This window comes from Thermocrispum sp., from assembly GCF_002919275.1.
In the GTDB taxonomy this organism is placed as follows: domain Bacteria; phylum Actinomycetota; class Actinomycetes; order Mycobacteriales; family Pseudonocardiaceae; genus Thermocrispum; species Thermocrispum agreste.
Genome location: NZ_PKFA01000035.1, coordinates 65,924 through 81,754, shown reverse-complemented (window position 1 = coordinate 81,754; position 15,831 = coordinate 65,924). Strand labels below are relative to the sequence as shown.

At 67.7% G+C, this 15,831-nt stretch carries 10 protein-coding genes and 1 tRNA gene; 2 read left to right on the top strand and 9 right to left on the bottom strand.

Annotated elements, in window-relative coordinates; all coding sequences use genetic code 11:
• Nucleotides 1–4: 4 nt before the first annotated feature.
• A complete protein-coding gene (locus tag CXP56_RS07565) occupies nucleotides 5–778 on the bottom strand; it encodes an enoyl-CoA hydratase/isomerase family protein (protein WP_286900561.1) in 774 nt (257 codons plus the stop codon).
• Between the two features lie 433 nt (nucleotides 779–1,211).
• On the opposite strand from CXP56_RS07565, the gene CXP56_RS07560 reads away from it, so the two are divergent.
• Nucleotides 1,212–1,889 carry a TetR/AcrR family transcriptional regulator gene (locus CXP56_RS07560; protein WP_286900560.1) on the top strand — a complete coding sequence of 226 codons (678 nt, stop codon included), beginning with the start codon at nucleotides 1,212–1,214 and terminating at the stop codon, nucleotides 1,887–1,889.
• A gap of 35 nt (nucleotides 1,890–1,924) precedes the next feature.
• Here the strand turns inward: CXP56_RS07560 and CXP56_RS07555 are convergent, their stop codons facing one another.
• The 5 genes from CXP56_RS07555 to CXP56_RS07535 form a co-directional block, all read right to left on the bottom strand.
• Nucleotides 1,925–3,652 carry an AMP-binding protein gene (locus tag CXP56_RS07555; RefSeq protein WP_286900559.1) on the bottom strand — a complete coding sequence of 576 codons (1,728 nt, stop codon included), beginning with the start codon at nucleotides 3,650–3,652 and terminating at the stop codon, nucleotides 1,925–1,927.
• A 347-nt stretch (nucleotides 3,653–3,999) separates the two neighbouring features.
• Entirely contained in the window at nucleotides 4,000–4,758 is a 759-nt protein-coding gene (locus CXP56_RS07550; RefSeq protein ID WP_286900581.1) for an SDR family oxidoreductase, read from the bottom strand.
• Nucleotides 4,759–4,775: 17 nt separating this feature from the next.
• Nucleotides 4,776–5,642 (bottom strand): alpha/beta fold hydrolase, encoded by an 867-nt coding sequence (locus CXP56_RS07545; RefSeq protein WP_286900558.1) that lies wholly within the window; start codon nucleotides 5,640–5,642, stop codon nucleotides 4,776–4,778.
• A 616-nt stretch (nucleotides 5,643–6,258) separates the two neighbouring features.
• Nucleotides 6,259–6,717, bottom strand: a complete 459-nt coding sequence (locus CXP56_RS07540) for a (2Fe-2S)-binding protein (RefSeq protein ID WP_286900557.1) — start codon at nucleotides 6,715–6,717, stop codon at nucleotides 6,259–6,261.
• Nucleotides 6,718–6,726: 9 nt separating this feature from the next.
• Complete coding sequence (locus CXP56_RS07535) at nucleotides 6,727–9,030, bottom strand: xanthine dehydrogenase family protein molybdopterin-binding subunit (protein WP_286900556.1); 2,304 nt, start codon at nucleotides 9,028–9,030, stop codon at nucleotides 6,727–6,729.
• A 286-nt stretch (nucleotides 9,031–9,316) separates the two neighbouring features.
• On the opposite strand from CXP56_RS07535, the gene CXP56_RS07530 reads away from it, so the two are divergent.
• Nucleotides 9,317–10,351 (top strand): alpha/beta hydrolase, encoded by a 1,035-nt coding sequence (locus CXP56_RS07530; protein WP_286900555.1) that lies wholly within the window; start codon nucleotides 9,317–9,319, stop codon nucleotides 10,349–10,351.
• 1,234 nt (nucleotides 10,352–11,585) lie between these two features.
• On the opposite strand, the gene CXP56_RS07525 is transcribed toward CXP56_RS07530, so the two are convergent.
• The 3 genes from CXP56_RS07525 to CXP56_RS07515 form a co-directional block, all read right to left on the bottom strand.
• Entirely contained in the window at nucleotides 11,586–11,990 is a 405-nt protein-coding gene (locus CXP56_RS07525) for an NUDIX hydrolase (RefSeq protein ID WP_286900553.1), read from the bottom strand.
• Between the two features lie 813 nt (nucleotides 11,991–12,803).
• Nucleotides 12,804–12,876 (bottom strand) — tRNA-Arg (locus tag CXP56_RS07520).
• Between the two features lie 110 nt (nucleotides 12,877–12,986).
• The gene (locus tag CXP56_RS07515; RefSeq protein WP_286900552.1) at nucleotides 12,987–15,638 is read right to left on the bottom strand and encodes an AAA family ATPase; all 2,652 of its coding nucleotides are present in this window, start codon (nucleotides 15,636–15,638) and stop codon (nucleotides 12,987–12,989) included.
• Nucleotides 15,639–15,831 lie beyond the last annotated feature (193 nt).

Here is a 15,831-nt window from a genome sequence, read left to right as displayed (position 1 = left end):
CGACCTACCTGTCTGAGAACTTGGGCGCCCGGCGCTGCTGGAACGCCGCGACGCCTTCGTGCTGATCCTCGGTGCTGTGCAGCAGCGCGGTGGCCTCGACGGCGTAGTCGTACCCCTCGTCGCTGCCGCGGCTGAGAATGCGTTTGGCCACGCGCAGCGCGGTGGCGGGTTTGGCTGCCATCAGCCGAGCGAGGCGCTTGGCCTCCTCGACGTGCTGCCCGTCGGGGACCACGAAGTTGACCAGCCCGGCCAGCCGGGCGTCCTCCGCCGACAGCCGTTCCCCGGTGAAGACCAGGTACTTCATCCAGTGCAAGTTGGTGTTGGCCCTGCCGCGCACCACGCCGAGCCCGGGCATGAGCCCGACGGACGCCTCGGGGGTGCCGAACTCGGCGGTCCGGTCGGCGACCACGACGTCGCTGACCATCGTCAGTTCGCAACCGCCGCCGAGCGCGTAGCCGTGCACCGCGGCGATCGTGGGCTTGGGGAAGTTCTCCAGTGCGCGGAACGCGGCGAACGCGAGCTCCTGATAGCGGCGGCGAGCGGGGATGTCGGAGAGCTCGCCGAACCCGTTGATGTCGCCGCCGACCGAGAAGCAGCGTCCTTCGCCGTAGAGGACGAGCACCCGGACAGCCTCGGCCGCCTCGGCGTCCGTCAGCAGATCCTGGATGTCTGTCCAGAACTCGCAGGGCAGCGCGTTGAGCTTGTCGGCCCGGTCGAGCCCGACCAGGGCGATGCCGTCCTCCACGGCGACTTTGAGCATTCCATAGCGTTCGCGCACGGTGTCCTCACAACTGAGTGCTTACTGAATGGTAAGTCAACAGGTTCGACGGGGCAAACCAATCTACCGTCTGGTAGTTTAGTGGAATGTCGAGAAATCGGGGATCGGCACGGCGGCGGGCGCAGTGGCGTTCGCTCGTCGTCGCGTCGGCAGCCCGGCAGACCCCGGCACGTGGCCGCGCCGACCCCCGGCCATCGGGCGAGGCGGCGGGTGGCCGGACCGGCCGTGCGCGACTTGCGCGGCGATGTCTGCCTCGGCCGTCCGTTCGTGCGAGTGTCCTTCCCTTCCTATTCGAAGCGCGGATTCCCACCTGACCGGCAAGCTGATCAGCAGGGCTCTACCATCGGTGCGGACTCAGCGCTCCACGCAGCTCATCGGGGACGATCAGGCCCGCGGGACGCACGTGCTGATGCCGAAGACAAGGAGACACACGATGCCCGACAGGGCGGAACGCACCTTCAGGCGCACCGCCGCCGAGCGAAAGCCGCGTGAGGAACGGTGGGCGGAGCTCATCGAGGTCGCCACGCAGGTCTTCTACGAAAAGGGTTACGAGAAGGCCTCGTTGCAGGAGATCGCCGACCGTGTGGGCATGCTCAAAGGCAGCCTCTACTACTACATCCAGTCGAAAGAGGACCTGCTGTACGAGGTCGTGAGCACGGTCCACGAACGCGGCCTGTCGATCGTGCGGCAGCTCGCCGAGCGCCCGGGCGAGCCGCTCGAACGCCTCGAGAACGTCATTCACGGGCACGTCGTGCACACGTGCCGCACGCTCATTCCGACGACGGTGTTCCTGCACGAGCTGTCCTCCCTGCCGGAGGAACGCCGCGCCGAGGTGCTGGGCGGCGGGCACACGTACCAGTCGGTGTTCCGCGGCCTGGTGGAGGAAGCCCGCGAACGCGGTCAGGTCCGCGAGGACGTCGACCCGAAGTTGGCTGCGCTGTTCATCCTGGGCTCGACGAACTGGCTCTACCGGTGGTTCAAGCCGGACGGCCCGTACTCGCCGGAGAGGATTGCCACCGACTTCGCCGACATGGCTGTGCGCGGCATCGCGAGTGAGGCCGGCCTGGCCGCCCGGGAGCGCTGGCGGACAGCCGCCACGGCTCAGGGCTGACGCCCCTCCGCGCCGGGCCGGCCCGGCGAGCACGCTCAGGACGCAGAAGCGGCCTCGGCCTTGGGGCTGATCACACCGCCGGGCAGCTTGGGGGCGGATGTGATGCCCTTCTCCTTCAGCTCGGTGGCGATCCACTCGCGCAGCACGACCTTCTTGATCTTCGTACCCGACATCGGCCACTCGGTGACGAACCGGACGTACCGCGGCACCCGGTAAGTCGCCAGCTTGCCCATGCAGTACTCGATGATCTCCTGCTCTGTCGCGTGCGCACCTTCCTTGAGCTCGATGAACGCCGCGGGGACCTCGACGTAGTACTCGTCGGGCGCCGCCACGACCTGCGCGAGTTTGACCGCCGGATGGGTGATGAGGTGGCTTTCCACCTCGGCCGCGGCGACGTTCTCGCCGCCCACCTTGAGCATGTCCTTCACGCGGCTGACGAACGTGATCTGCCCGTCGGCGTCCCAGCGCACGATGTCGCCGGTGTGGAACCAGCCGTCCTCGTCGATGACCTCGGCGGTCAGCTCGGGGTCGCGGAAGTATCCGTCGAACATGTTCGGTCCGCGGAACAGCAGCTCGCCCTGGTTGCCAGGCTGAACGTCCTTGCCGGTGTCGATGTCGATGACGCGGACCTCCATGCCGGGCATCGGCCGGCCGCCGGTGGTCATGCGCACCTCGTACGGGTCGTCGAGCCGGTGCAGCGACAGGAACGCGCACGACTCGGTCATCGCCACGCACGAGACCTGGGTGGCCCACGGCAGTGCCTTCGACATCTGCCGCAGCCGCTCCTCGACGCCGACCACCATGACGACGCGGATCGACGACAGGTCGTGTTCGTCCGGCTGGTAGCGCGACAGCACGGGCAGCCAGATGGTCTCGAACGCGGCCAGCGCCACGGTCACCTTGTTCTCGATCAGCAGCGGAAGCGTGGTGTCCGGGTTGAAGAAGCCCGGGTGGACGAACGTGGCGCCCGCGCTCAGCGTGCTGATCAGGAAACTGATGCCACCGCCGTGGAACAGCGGGATCGCGGTCCACACCTTGTCGTCGCCGGTCAGCTCGAGCCGCTCGACAATGCCCGTGGTCAGCCGGCTGACCGCCTCGTGGCTGAGCATGGCGCCCTTGGGGGCGGCCGTGGTGCCCGATGTGTAGACCAGCATCATCGTGTCGCGCAGCCGCACCGAACGCTGGCGTTCGGCGACCCGCTCGACCGGCACCGACTCGCCGGCGGCGATCAGCTCGTCCACGCCGCGCGCGAACCGGTCGTCCGGTCCGGCACCGGACAGCACGACGACGTGCCGCAGCTCGGGCAACGACTCCAGGTCCAGATCGGGTCCGGCGGCACCGGCCAGCTCGGCGAAGGTCGCCTTGAGCAGCTCGAGCGGCGAGTTCATCTCGGTGGCGGTGGTCAGCAGGACTTTCATGCCGGAGTGGCGGACGATGTGCTCCAGCTCCACCGTCTTGAACCGGGAGTTCACCGGCACGGCGATCGCGCCGATCTTGGCCGCGGCGAACAGGAAGGCCACCAGCTCTGGCCCGGCGGGAAGCAGGATGCCGACCCGGTCACCGCGGTCGACCCCGAGGGCAAGCAGGCCGCGTGCGTACTCCTCGGCCCGCTTGGCGAGCTCCCGGTAGGTCGTCTTCTCGCTGGGGAAGGCCAGGGCGACGTTGTCACCCAGCTTTTCCGCCCTGCTGTCCAGCAGGTCGCCGATCGTCTCGGCGCGCACCCACTTCGGCTCCGGTCGCACTCCGTCGTACTGACCCGTCATGCTCGCCACTCCTTTGAGGCGTACGGCGCCCGCGATCGGGCGCCGGAGTACCTACCATCCGTCTGGTTGTTAAGGAGTATAGGAGCAATGTGATCCAGGTCAACTGCCCCGTCGACGTGATTTGCCCGGTTCCCCCGGGGTCGGACCACGGTCACCGTGATTCGTCGCGCCGGGTGCGCGTGCGCCGTGGGGCCGGCGCCGGGCTGCGTCCACACTTGGCCCGGCTTCGGGCCGGGATTCGCGTTTGCCGGAGCCGAAGGCCGCATGTGCACCCGCGGGAACGCGCAGGTGGAGCCGCCTGCCGTGTCAGCCGGGTGACTCAGGTCGTTCGTCGTCGCCCGCCGCACTCACCAGCAGGAATCAGTACGCAAGGTCGCGTCGGCGCCCGCGTCGACATACAGGCATTGGCCGGTGATCGCTTCGTTGTCCGGAGCGGCCAGGAAGCGTACGGCGCGGACGATTTGTCCCACGTCGACCGGCTCTCCGGTCAGTGGCATCGGCACCTGCTCGGTCAGAGCTTTCCTGCCGACGGGGTCACGCCATTGGTCTTCGATCATCGGTGTCAGCACGACGCCAGGGCCGACCGCGTTGAGGGTCACGCCGTTGCCGGCCCATTGTGATGTCGGGGCGCTGCGGCGTACCCATCGGGCCAGCGCCTGCTTCGACGACGTGTAGATGCCGGCGGCTTTCCCGGTGTCTACCGCGCGCCGGGCCTCCGTCACGGCCGCGTGTTCGTCACCCGTCAGGCATGCCTCGACGACCGACCGCAGGGCACGGTGCACGGCTGCGACGGACGTGATCACGACGACACGGGGACGCTCTGCCCGCCACAACCGCGGCAGCAAGCCTTCCAGCAGGCGCACGACCCCGAAGAAGTTGACACTGACGGTTTCGGGCACCGGACGCGCCGACCCGGCACACGCCACAACCACGTCCACAGCGTCGTACCGGGTGGCGATCTCGGCGACTGCGGCTTCCCGTCCGCTTTGCCCGGCGAGATCGGCGTCGATGTCCGCACCGGCGAGGTCGACGCCGAGCACTTCCTCACCGTCCTCGCGGAACGACCTGGCCACGGCTGCTCCGATTCCCGAGCCAGCCCCCGTCACGACACAACGCCGACGTCTCACGCCGTCCCTCCTTCGTCCGTCGCGCCGTCAGACCATTCGTCGAGCAGCGCACGTAGCGCCTGGACCAGTTCCACCGGCCGGTCGAGCATCACGTGGTGGTTGCCGTCGAGGAGCTGGCAGGCTATTCGCGGGTGGCTGCCGTCCTGCGGTCCGGTCAGGCGCGCGCGGTCCTGCGGAATCACCACGGTGGAGCGCTCGGCGACGATGGCCCCGACGGGGCAGGTCAACCGATGGATCAGGCTCCACAGCTCCGCCGGGCGGTCGGGCTGAATCCTGGTGAAGGCGCTCGGGTCGAACTTCCACGTCCACTGGCCGTCTGGGGTCCTCCGCACGCTGTGCCGGGCGATGTGCGCGACCAGCTCGTCCGACGTCACTGGCTGCGGAGGCAGCGGCCGGAATCGCGCGACAGCCTCGTCCTTGGTCCGATACGTCCGGGTCCGGCCGAGCGTGCCGTGCTCGCCGTCGAAATTGGAGATGTGCGCGTTCGACAGCGGCGCATCGACAAGGACCAACCCGGCTAGTGGGCCCTGCCGGTGCACGGCCGCGACGGTGGCGACGATGCCGCCCATCGAGTGTCCGACGAGCACCGGGTCGGTACTCGACTCGACGTCGAGCACCGCGTTGATCTCGGCCGCCCATGTCGTGAACGAGTACCGCTCACGGCGGTCGCTGTCCCCGTGCCCGGACAGGTCGATCGCCAGCACCCGGTGACGGTCGGCCAGCAGTGGGGCGGTGAAACTCCACCACCAGCTGTGCGCCGCGCCGCCGTGCACGAAAAGCACCGCGGGACCACGCGGCTCGCCCCACGCCAGCCAGCGGATGACACAGCCGTCGACGACGGTCGATCGGTGTTCCGGAGACATCGTGAGCGCCCGTCGTATGTCGGCATGCAGCCCGCCCGACGGCGATCCTCCTGAGCCCGTTTCCGTGCGTTGCTCGACGGCATCGCCGCCGGACGCACACCGGTTGCCCGGTCGATGTGTCACAGGTTCCGTCACCACGCCCTCATTTCTCGTGGCTCGAAAGCGCCGATCGCCCGCGGGGGATCGACACTGAACGGGCTCCCCCGGGGCGACGGCGATCAGCTCGCCCGAGACTAACTGACTGGTAAGTCGAAATGCCAGCGGTGGAGTTGTCCCATGGTCGGCTGTGCGCAGGAGATGCCAGTGGTGGAGTCGCCCCTTGGCCGAGCTGCGCGGATCGTGCACCGGGGAGGCGGCCTTGCCGCCGTTCGACCCGTGCGCAGGAAATGCCCGTGGCGGAGTCGCCCCTTGGCCGACCCGTGCGCCGACGCTCGGTGACCGAAGCCCGGGCCACGGGGTTGCGACGGCGAATTACGGGGGCGAGGCGAACGGAGATCCGGGGAGAAGGCCGAGGCAGCGCGACGGGGTGTGCCGCAGCAGCCGACAACGAGCCACGTCGGGATGGGAAAACAGCGGAGCCGCGGCGAGGCGCCGCGGCTCCGTCCGGCGGACATGTTCACCGCATCTTGGTTGCGGCAGCTTTGATGGCTTCCCGGATCCTGGCGTAGGACCCGCACCGGCAGACGTTCTCGATCTCGTCGATGTCGTCGTCGGTGATCGTCGCCTTCCGGTTCAGCAGGCCGACCGCCTTCATGATCTGACCGGGTTGGCAGAAGCCGCACTGCGAGACGTCGTACTCCAGCCACGCCTCCTGCACCGGGTGCAGCTTGTCGCCGTCGGCAAGCCCTTCGATCGTGGTGATCTCGCGCCCGGCGACGTCGGCCACGCGGGTGGCACACGGAGTGAACTCGACACCGTCGATCAGGCACGTGCAGGCCTTGCAGACGTTGAGGTTGCAGCCGCACTTGGGTCCGGTGACCCCCAGCATGTCCCGCAGGACCCACAGCAGCGAGTGATCGTCCGGCGCGTCGACGGTGACCTTCTTGCCGTTGAGGACGAACGTGTGCTTCGGCATGGCGGCTCCTTACGGCTTGGCAGGCGGCGCCTGCATAGGCGGTCGGGGAAGCGTGCTCGGCGGGTACGGGGTGAAGTCGAGCTCGGAGAAGATCGGGAAGCTGCGCGGCTTCGTGCCGGTCGCCCTGGCATAGGCGTTGACCACGGCGCCGAACGGTGCAGCCAGGCCGAGCTCGCCGACGCCGCCGGGCTCGCCGGTAGTCGGCGGCATCACGATCACCTGCACCTCCCGCGGGCTGTCCTTCTGCCGGGCGTAGTGGAAGTTGGCGAAGCTGCCCTCCAGGAATCGGCCCTTGACCAGATGCAGCCGAGCCCGGAACGCCAGCGAGATGGCGTCGGTGAGGCCGCCGAGCATCTGCGCCTCGACTCCGCTGGGGTTGACCGCCAGGCCGGGGTCGACGGCGATCACGGCCTTCGTCACCCGGGGATGCTTAGGGTCGCGGGCGTCGACCTCCACCAGGCAGGCGGTGCAGGACTTCGACTCGTCGTGCACGGCCACGCCTTGCGCGCAGCCTTTCGGCATCGGCTTGCCCCACTGCCCGACCTCGGCCACCTTGTCCAGCACCGCGCGCTGCCGGGCCGTCTTGAGGAAGCGGCGGCGGAACTCCACCGGGTCCTTGCCGAGCGCGGCGGCCACCTCGTCGACCATGACCTCTTCCACGCCCCGCGTGGTCACCGACCACACCGAACGCCAGCTCCCGGTGTGCATCGGCAGCGTCCACTCGGAGAGGGTCTCGGTGACCACGCCGAAGTTGTACGGGCAGTGGATCATGGTGTGGAAAGCGACCTGCGCGATCGAGGCGTTGCCTGCGATGGGGATGTCGGCGACTTTCGCGGTGAGCACGTCGCCGAAGCCGTGGCCGATGTCGGTGGACACCGACGTGACGTGGTGCTGGTAGGTGACCACATTGCCGGCGGCGTAGGTCATCTGAATGCGGTGGTGCTTGGCCGGGTGAACACGACCGTGGCGGATGTCGTCGGTGCGGTGCCACAGCAACCGGACCGGACGGCCGACGGCCTTCGACACCAGCGCCGCTTCCACCGCCGGTTCGTGGAACAGCCGACGGCCGAACGACCCGCCGCTCGGCATCACGTGCACCACGACCTTGTTCATGGGAATGCCGAGCGTGCGCGCGATCTCCTCCTGCGCGACGACCGGGGCCTGCAAGGCTGCCCACACCTCGGCGCGACCGTCCCGCACATCGGCCACCGCTGCATTCATTTCGACTGCGCCGTGGGTGGCGAACGCGAAGTCGAACTCGCCGACGATCGACTTCACGCCGACCTCGGGCACGTCGAGTTTCGGGGCCATGGCGCGCAGCTTGGCGCGGACGTTCTCGTCGGAGAGGTTGTCGATGCTTCCCGGGCCCCAGTCGACGTCGAGAGCGTTGACGGCGTTGAGCGCGTAGTCGAACGTGTCAGCGACCACGGCCACACCCGACGGGATCGTGGTCACCGCGACGACACCGGGCATCCGCTTGACGGCACCGACGTTGCGAACCGAGCGCACGGTGCCGCTGATCGTGGGCGGCCTGCGGACGATGCACGGCTTGGCCCCTGGAACGTCGACGTCGAGGGTGTAGGTGTTGGCGCCCGTGACGATCTTGCGCCCGTCCACCCTTTTGGCCGGCTTGCCGATGTAGCGGGAGCGGTTCTTCGTCTTGGGTTTGACCTTCAGCTCCGGCAGGTCGGCCCGTGCGGCTTCCTTCGTGACGTCGCCGTATGTCGTCGTACGACCGTCCCGCGCCCGAATGACGCCGTCGGCGACCGTCAGCTCGTCACGTGAGACACCCCATCGGCGGGCCGCCACCTCAAGCAGCCTGGCGCGTGCGGCCGCTGCGGTGGCGCGCGCCGGGTGGTAGATCGACCGAACACCACTGGACGCACCGGTGAGCTGGTTGAAGAGCAGCTCGGGGCGCGCGTCGGCGAGCGAGATCCGGACTTTCCCGAGGGGGACGTCCATCTCCTCGGCGACGAGCATGGCCGCCACGGTGCTCAGGCCCTGGCCCACTTCCTCCCGTGGCATCGACACGTCGACTGTTCCGTCCTCGTTGACGCGGATCTGGAAGCCGATGGCAGCGGTGGGCCGCGTGGCGAGTACGACGATCTCGCCGATGTCGATGATGTTGGCAGGCTGCGGTGGTGACGGGATCGCTGCCGCGGCAGTCGGGGTGGCCAAAGCGCTCAAGGAGCGTTCTGCCGCGACGGTCAGCACGGGCGCCGCGACCAGGTAGGTCAGGAAACGTCGCCTTGCCACCGATTTCGCAGCCGCGCCGGGACCGTGCTCCAACTGCCTGCCTGCTGGTGCGCTCATAGACCATCCTTTCGCGTGCGCCGTTGCACGGCTGGGCGCGCAGACGGTACCTACCGGCCGTTTGAATGGTGATGTGTACCGGATCACATCAGGACTGGGCAAGGCGGGTATCAGGCCATTCATCCGAAGGGGTGATGCTCTCCCTGGGGTGCCCTAGTGCTCTTTTCGGAGCAAATCAACCTACCGTATGTTTGGTTGCCGTCCGGCCGTTCGGCCGCTCCTCCCCGACCCTGCCGTGATCGGCCTCTTGATGGCTCATCCCGGCGCGCACGAGAAAGGCACCCCGATGAGACGACTGATCCTCCGCTCCCTCGGATCGGTGATCGCCGGTGTGGCTCTGCTGTGCGGAACGCTGACCGCCGCACCAGCCGCTGGCGCCGCCGACGTCACGTGTTCCGAGCACCGCGTGCCGATATCGCTCGGTGCTGTCGGCACACACATGGTTTCCGGCACGTTGTGTGGCCCGTCATCCGGCGTCGGCAGCGACACCGTGCAGATCCTGGTGCCCGGCTCGACCTACGACCACACCTATTGGGACTTCCCGATCTCCGGCTACTCCTACGCCCGGTACGCAGCGCAGCACGGTCAGACAACGTTCGCCCTGGACCGCTTCAACACGGGCAACAGTGACCGCCTGCCGTCCGCCGTCGTCACCGTGCTGGCCGATGCGGCCACGGTGCATCAGGTGGCCGGCAAGCTCCGTCGCGGCGAGATCGGCGGCAAGAAGTTCCGGAAAGTCATCACGGTCGGGCATTCCCTCGGGTCGATCATCGTGCTGCAGGAAGCCGCCCAATACCGTGACGTCGACGGACTCATGCTCACCGGCTTCACCCATACGCCCAGCGTGAAGTTCATGGCCGATCTGGCGACCGGCAAAGTACTTCAGCCCGCCCCGATGGTCTCCCCGGACCTGGCCGACCAGCCCCTCGGGGACTTCGGAGCGAACTGCGCTTCGCGGGAACGCAATTTCTACGCTCCCGGCAACTACGATCCGGCCGTTGTCGCCGAGGACTGCCGGCACGGAACGGTGATCACCGCAGGAGAGCTCGCCACGTTCCCGCTCCCGACGTTCGGCCCGCATTCGGAGCTCGTCACCGCGCCGGTCATGCTCGCAATGGGTACGAAGGACACGGTCTTCTTCTGCGGACTCAAGCCGTGCCACGACATGGCGACGTTGCGGGCGGCCGAACGACACAGGTTCCCGCAGGCGGAATCGATCGACTTCTTCCTGCTTCCCAACGGCGGTCACGACCTGAATCTTGCCCTGAACCGCACCGAGTTCTTCCAGGCAGCGGTCGAGTGGGTCGACCAGGTTTCATAGCGAAGTCTCCGGCGGGACGCCGGCGGTTTCCGGTGGAGCTTCGGCGCGCAGCACGGTAGGAGTTCAGGCGCGGCCTTTCTTCTCCGTGCTCGCGCGCCGAAGATCGCTCGCCGCGGCGCTCGCAGCAATCCGTCGGAGAAGCCGCCGCGGTCACGGCGATTCGTCGGGGAAGCCGCCGCCGCGGTCAGCGACAAGAGGTACGGCGACAAGAGGACAGTCGGACGCGTTGGCCGATGCCTGGTCGCGCCAACATCAAAGAAGCCCTGAGCGGTGTGGGGCGCGTCGGCCGATTCGAGACTGGGTGCCGGTATCGGCGAGGGCCGTGGCGAAAGCAACGCGCTCGTGCGTGTGACACAACCTATTTCGAGTGGAGCAGCATCAACAAAGATCAACTATTGTGAGTGTTTGCCGACGGTGATCAGGTGCGATCGAATCGGTGGGCCGGTAGGCGGGCGGTGACGGTCACCCTCCCGCCGGCCCCGAACGAACCGCTCTTACAGGATTCTAAATCCTTCGACTCTTACTCCGCCCGGGTGATTGGGCCACCTGAACGTAGTCCACTTTCCGATCGGTTGAGCGGGCTGCCACCGGCCGTCGCCATACCATTGGACACGATTGTTGCCGGTCCAAATCTTGGTGACCCACCAGCCAAGCCCCCACAGGTGATACTCGCCGCCGTTGGCGAAACAGTAGGGTTCCGGCGAGCCTCCACTCATGTGCAACCAGATTTTCATCAAGTCGTCGCGGTTGCCACAGGGGACATTGTCGATCGCTGCCGCTGAGCCGGCATTGAGTGTCGCCGCTGCTACGACTGCTGCAAGCAAGGCAGCTATCCGCCGAAACAGGTTCACGGCACCTCCGTTTCCTTGCTCATGCCGGGCACCGACCGCCTGCACCAGGAGCAGAAAGGCCGCACCGCGCCGGCCAACGGGTGACCACACTAGCGATCATCACCTCCCGTACCGGATGGTAATGACCGAAGGAGAGTCGACATCACCCGGCCGCGCCGAACCACTCATGAGAGCAGCATTCACAGGAACCCGGACAAATGGACAGAAGTTCCTGCTGGACGACAGTACGAAAGTCTTGGAGTTGGGACGAGTTCTGCCCTGAAGGCCAAATTGTACAGGTGCAAGGATGGTGATTCGAGTAAGTGCTCTACTGGGTGTGCTTCACAGATTGACTACGGGTAGCTGGTTTGCGGGTGTAAATTGAATCAGCCTGTGGGAACAGATTATTCGAGCTTCTTGGCAAGGTGGTCATTGATTCGCTGGAAAAGAGGATGAGGAATGTAGTTGTTCAAGGAGTCGCGGTTGGTCCAGGCAATGTCGTCGAGCTCATCCTCGTCGGCAACAGTGGCTTTACCACTGAGCACATAGCAGGCCACATAGATCATCGTGCGCCCGGTGGCAGGGTGGACGCGTTCGCCGAGTACCTTGGTTGCCTTGACGACGAGTCCGGTTTCTTCTCTAGTTTCGCGGACCGCCGCGTCTTCGGGGTCTTCGCCCGGCTCGAGTTCGCCAGCTGGGAACTGCCAAGACAGGCTGCCTTCCTTGATGCGCCGACGGACGAGCAGGAGACGGCCTTCGTGCACGATGACGGCGGCCGCTATGGCAGGCTGCGGGGTTGTATCGGTCACTCGGCGGTCTCCACTTCCTCGAGGATTGCAGGGTAGATCCGTTCGACGGGGATGAATCGCGTGAGTTGTTGCGGTCGACCCGTGCGATACTCAGGTTCTCGACGTTGTCGACGTTCTTCGCCTCGCCGCCAAGCCGCGCCGGTCGATCACTTGGCTGACATCGCCAAGGTGATACGCGGCGGAAAGCGAGTACGCGCACGGGTGGTGCTGTCGCGGCTCGTAGAGCTTCGGCCGCACGACTACGAGCCATGCCGCACGAGTACGAGCTATGGAGCCTTCGGGATCTCGCGAAAGTTCTCGCCGAGGCAGGTGTTCCGGTCGTGAAGTCCGATGGGGTGAAGGTGTCCGCGCCGACCTAGAGCCGCCCTAGCCGAACGTGATCACACGCAGCCGCAACGAGAGGGATCCTGGCCAGGGATAGGGACATGTCCCTCTTCGCACTGCTTGTGGGTCGTTTGTTCGACGTCCAGGTGCTCGAGGTACCGGTCTACGAGCTCGTTGACCGTGGCGCGGGTTCGCGAATTGCGTGCTCGTTCGCCTGATTGACAAGCCGCACACCCGTTCGGCCTCGTCGGCCGCTTTCGGACCAGCAGGGATGACCTCGCGGAGGTAGTGACGCTTGCCCGTCACCCGGTCGGTCCCCGCGCACACGACGACCCGCAGCGCATCGCTGGGGAGGGTCTCGATCCGGCTGCGCTGACGACTCGGACCGGCGCTCGTGGTGCGAGTCATGCACCACAGCAACGAAGTTTCGCGCCATACGCGCACCACGCCGGAGGTCCGGCGAGGGGTCGAAAAGGCCTGTGACCTGCGCGCCCCCGGTAGGATTCGAACCTACGACACCCGCTTTAGGAGAGCGGTGCTCTATCCCCTGAGCTACGAGGGCTTCCCTGCTTAGGGTAGCGGCCGCAGTCGCCCGCTTGCACAGCCGTCCGTCATTCCCGGCGATGCGCCAGCCGCGCCGAGCCGTCGGCAGCCGAGCCGGCCGAGTCCCGCTTACGCGCATTCGCTCAGGTACTCGCCGTTGAGGATCGCCGTCGACAGTTCGATGCGGGACCGGTACCCGGTGTGCAGGAACAGCCGGGACAACCGGCCCTCCACGCTCTTCTCGCTGGTCCGCAGGGCCGCGGCCAGTTGCTTGTTCGTCAGCCCGGCGGCGGCCAGCATGGCAAGCAGCCGCTCGTTCTCGGCCACGGTCTCCTTCCGGCCGGGCACCTTCACGCCGTGCTCCCGCATCAGGTTGCGGGCCCAGGCCCGGTACAGCACCGCGTCCAGGCTGCCGAGCAGCTCGTACGCGTCCGACAGCAGCCGCGGCTCGGCTCCGCCGTGATGCACGAGTCGCTGCAGCACCAGCGCAAGCTCCAAGGGCTGCGCCCGCTCCCTGGCCAGCTTCTCGCATTCCCGGGCGGCATCCTCGTCCTTGTCCACCATGGCGCGGGCCAGCAGTGTCAGCAGCCTGGTGCGCTCGGTCTGGGGCAGGCGCTCCAGGGCGGCCAGTCCCTGTTCGGCCTCCGCGCGGTCGCCGCGCGCCAGCGCCATGTCGATCAGCTCGCTCCACACCAGCTCCAGACCGACCGTGAGCTGCGCTTCCGACGTCTCTGACGCGCACCGGAACAGGCGGAGGCGGGCGGCTTCCTCGTCGCCGAAAGCCCGCTCGACCAAAGCTTCCGCGACCTCCACCAAGTGACCGAGTATCGGCGGGGTGGCGCGGGCGGCGGCCAGCAGTTGCTGCGCGGTGATCAGCTCGCCGCGGGCGACGAGCATCCACACCGCGCTCACGTACATCCCCGCCGCGCGGGCCTCCCGGCCGTGCTCCTCCGTACCCGCGATGCTCCGGCGGGCGAAGTCCACCGCTTCCGTCGCGTGACCGCGGGTGGCCGCCAGCATGGACCGGCAGTACAGCGGCAGCTGATTCTCGGTGAACTCGTGCGCAGCCAGCAGGCGTTCGGCCCTCCCGACGTCCCCGATGGTCAGCAGCGCGGTCAGCAGCCCCTCGAACTCCGTACGCCTGCTCATCTGGGTCTTGCCCGACAATTCCAGCTGCGCGGCCGTCAGCCGCCGTTCGAACCGCTCCGGCTTCCCCGTCCACAGCTCGGCCAGCGCCCAGGTCAGCTCGCCGAGCATGACCGTGGCCGGGCTGGCGCTCCGCCACTCCGATTCGGTGGTCCGCAGCAGGTCTGCTGCTTCCTGCCAGCGGTCGAGATGCCCCATGGCCAATGCCCGGGTCACGCTCAACTGTGCCGGAGTCCCCGGCCAGCGGCAGTCCCCGGCCGCGATCTCCCGGAGTGCCTCGTGCTCCCCGAGCGCCCGCAGCGATCTGGTGGCCAGCTCGTGCACCTCTTGCAGCGCGTCCGGCGACAGGTGCGCGACGTGCTCGGCGAGGATCCGCTGCACACCGGTCAGCGTCTGGTCGTACTCGCCGAGCAGGAAACAGGTCACCGTGTACTGGAGCAGGACCTTGCCCCGCTCGATCCCGGCCGGAGCCAGGTCCACGGCCGCCGCCAACCAGCGCACCGCCGACTCCGCCCGCTCGTAATGCGTCACCTGCACCTGATGCAGCAACTCACGAAGGGCCCGATCGGCATCGACCAGAATGCCGGCATCGGCGACCCGGTCCGCCATCTCGTCCGGATCGAAATTGGCCGGGACACCGTGTTCCCAGATGGCTTCGACCAGCGCTGCGGACAATCGCCGCCGCTCGAACGGGCCGAGTGACGCCAGCAGTGCCGCGCGAACCAGCGGCACGACGAAGCGCCACGTCCGGCCGAGGTGCACCACACCGGCGCGGCGCAGCCGTCCCAGAATCCCCGCCACCTGGTCCTGCGGTATGCCCGTGCTCGTGGCGAGCAGGTTCGGCACCCTCGGTCCGAGCGGGATCAGCACGGACAACGCCTTCGCGGCCGTCCAGCAGTCGTCTCCCAGCGCCCGGATCGCACGAAGAAGCTGCGTCTCCGCAGCCGGGGCGAAGTGGGTGTGCGGGCGCATCAGGTACGCCCGCCGGTCCACCACCTGGATCGAACCGTTCGCACGCATCGCGTCGACGGTGTCCTGCAACGCGGCAGGCAGGCCGCGCGAGATCTCCCGCACCCGATCGACGAGCGCCGGCTCCGGCTTCGCGGTCAGCATCCTGGTGATCTCGTGCGCGACGGCGCCACGGGACAACGGTGCCAGCCGGAACCGATCGACCATCTCGCTCGCGATCAGCTCGCTGAGCTCAGGCAGGGGACCGTGACCCGGCTCCGCGGTGCACACGCAGCGCACCCGCGCGCGGATCAAGGCTCGCAGCACCGCCAGCGAATCGGGGTCCAGACAGTGCGCGTCGTCGATCAGCAGCACACCCTTCGGATACAGCTGGCCGGCGATCATCGCCGCCGCCCGGCGCGCCAGCTCGGCGTCCTCTGCGGCACCCGGGACCGGGCCGAACAGGGTCGCGGCGCGGTCCGGCGACTCCAGCCGCACGGTGTGCTCGCCAGGCTCGAACCGGATCGGCAGCACGTCCGCGCTGGCCGTCACGGTGACCGCGGTGACCTCGTGCCCTTCCTCCCGCAAGCGGTCGCTCAGCTGGGCGAGCAGGGTCGTCTTGCCGGTGCCGGTGGCGCCGGTGACGACGACGAGCGGACCTCGCGCCGCGAGGATCTCCTCCAGCATGAGCCGTCCTCGGAATGATCTGAACCACTTTCAGCTCTTCCCACGTGTGCCGGGTGTGGACGGTTCAAGGAGTCGACGTGGCCGGTGGTCTGACGTGCGCCGGGCAGGCGGCCGCCGCCCGAGAACCGGAGGCCGCCGCCCCGGTGCCGACGGCCTCCACGAACCGCCAGGCAACGCCGACGGAAGCCGTGGC

Bases quoted from the DNA above. Each gene is read 5' to 3' on its own strand.
- CXP56_RS07560 (WP_286900560.1), top strand. From the start codon at position 1,212: ATGCCCGACAGGGCGGAACGCACCTTCAGGCGCACCGCCGCCGAGCGA.
- CXP56_RS07555 (WP_286900559.1), bottom strand. From the start codon at position 3,652: ATGACGGGTCAGTACGACGGAGTGCGACCGGAGCCGAAGTGGGTGCGC.
- CXP56_RS07545 (WP_286900558.1), bottom strand. From the start codon at position 5,642: ATGTCTCCGGAACACCGATCGACCGTCGTCGACGGCTGTGTCATCCGC.
- CXP56_RS07540 (WP_286900557.1), bottom strand. From the start codon at position 6,717: ATGCCGAAGCACACGTTCGTCCTCAACGGCAAGAAGGTCACCGTCGAC.
- CXP56_RS07535 (WP_286900556.1), bottom strand. From the start codon at position 9,030: ATGAGCGCACCAGCAGGCAGGCAGTTGGAGCACGGTCCCGGCGCGGCT.
- CXP56_RS07530 (WP_286900555.1), top strand. From the start codon at position 9,317: ATGAGACGACTGATCCTCCGCTCCCTCGGATCGGTGATCGCCGGTGTG.
- CXP56_RS07515 (WP_286900552.1), bottom strand. From the start codon at position 15,638: ATGCTGGAGGAGATCCTCGCGGCGCGAGGTCCGCTCGTCGTCGTCACC.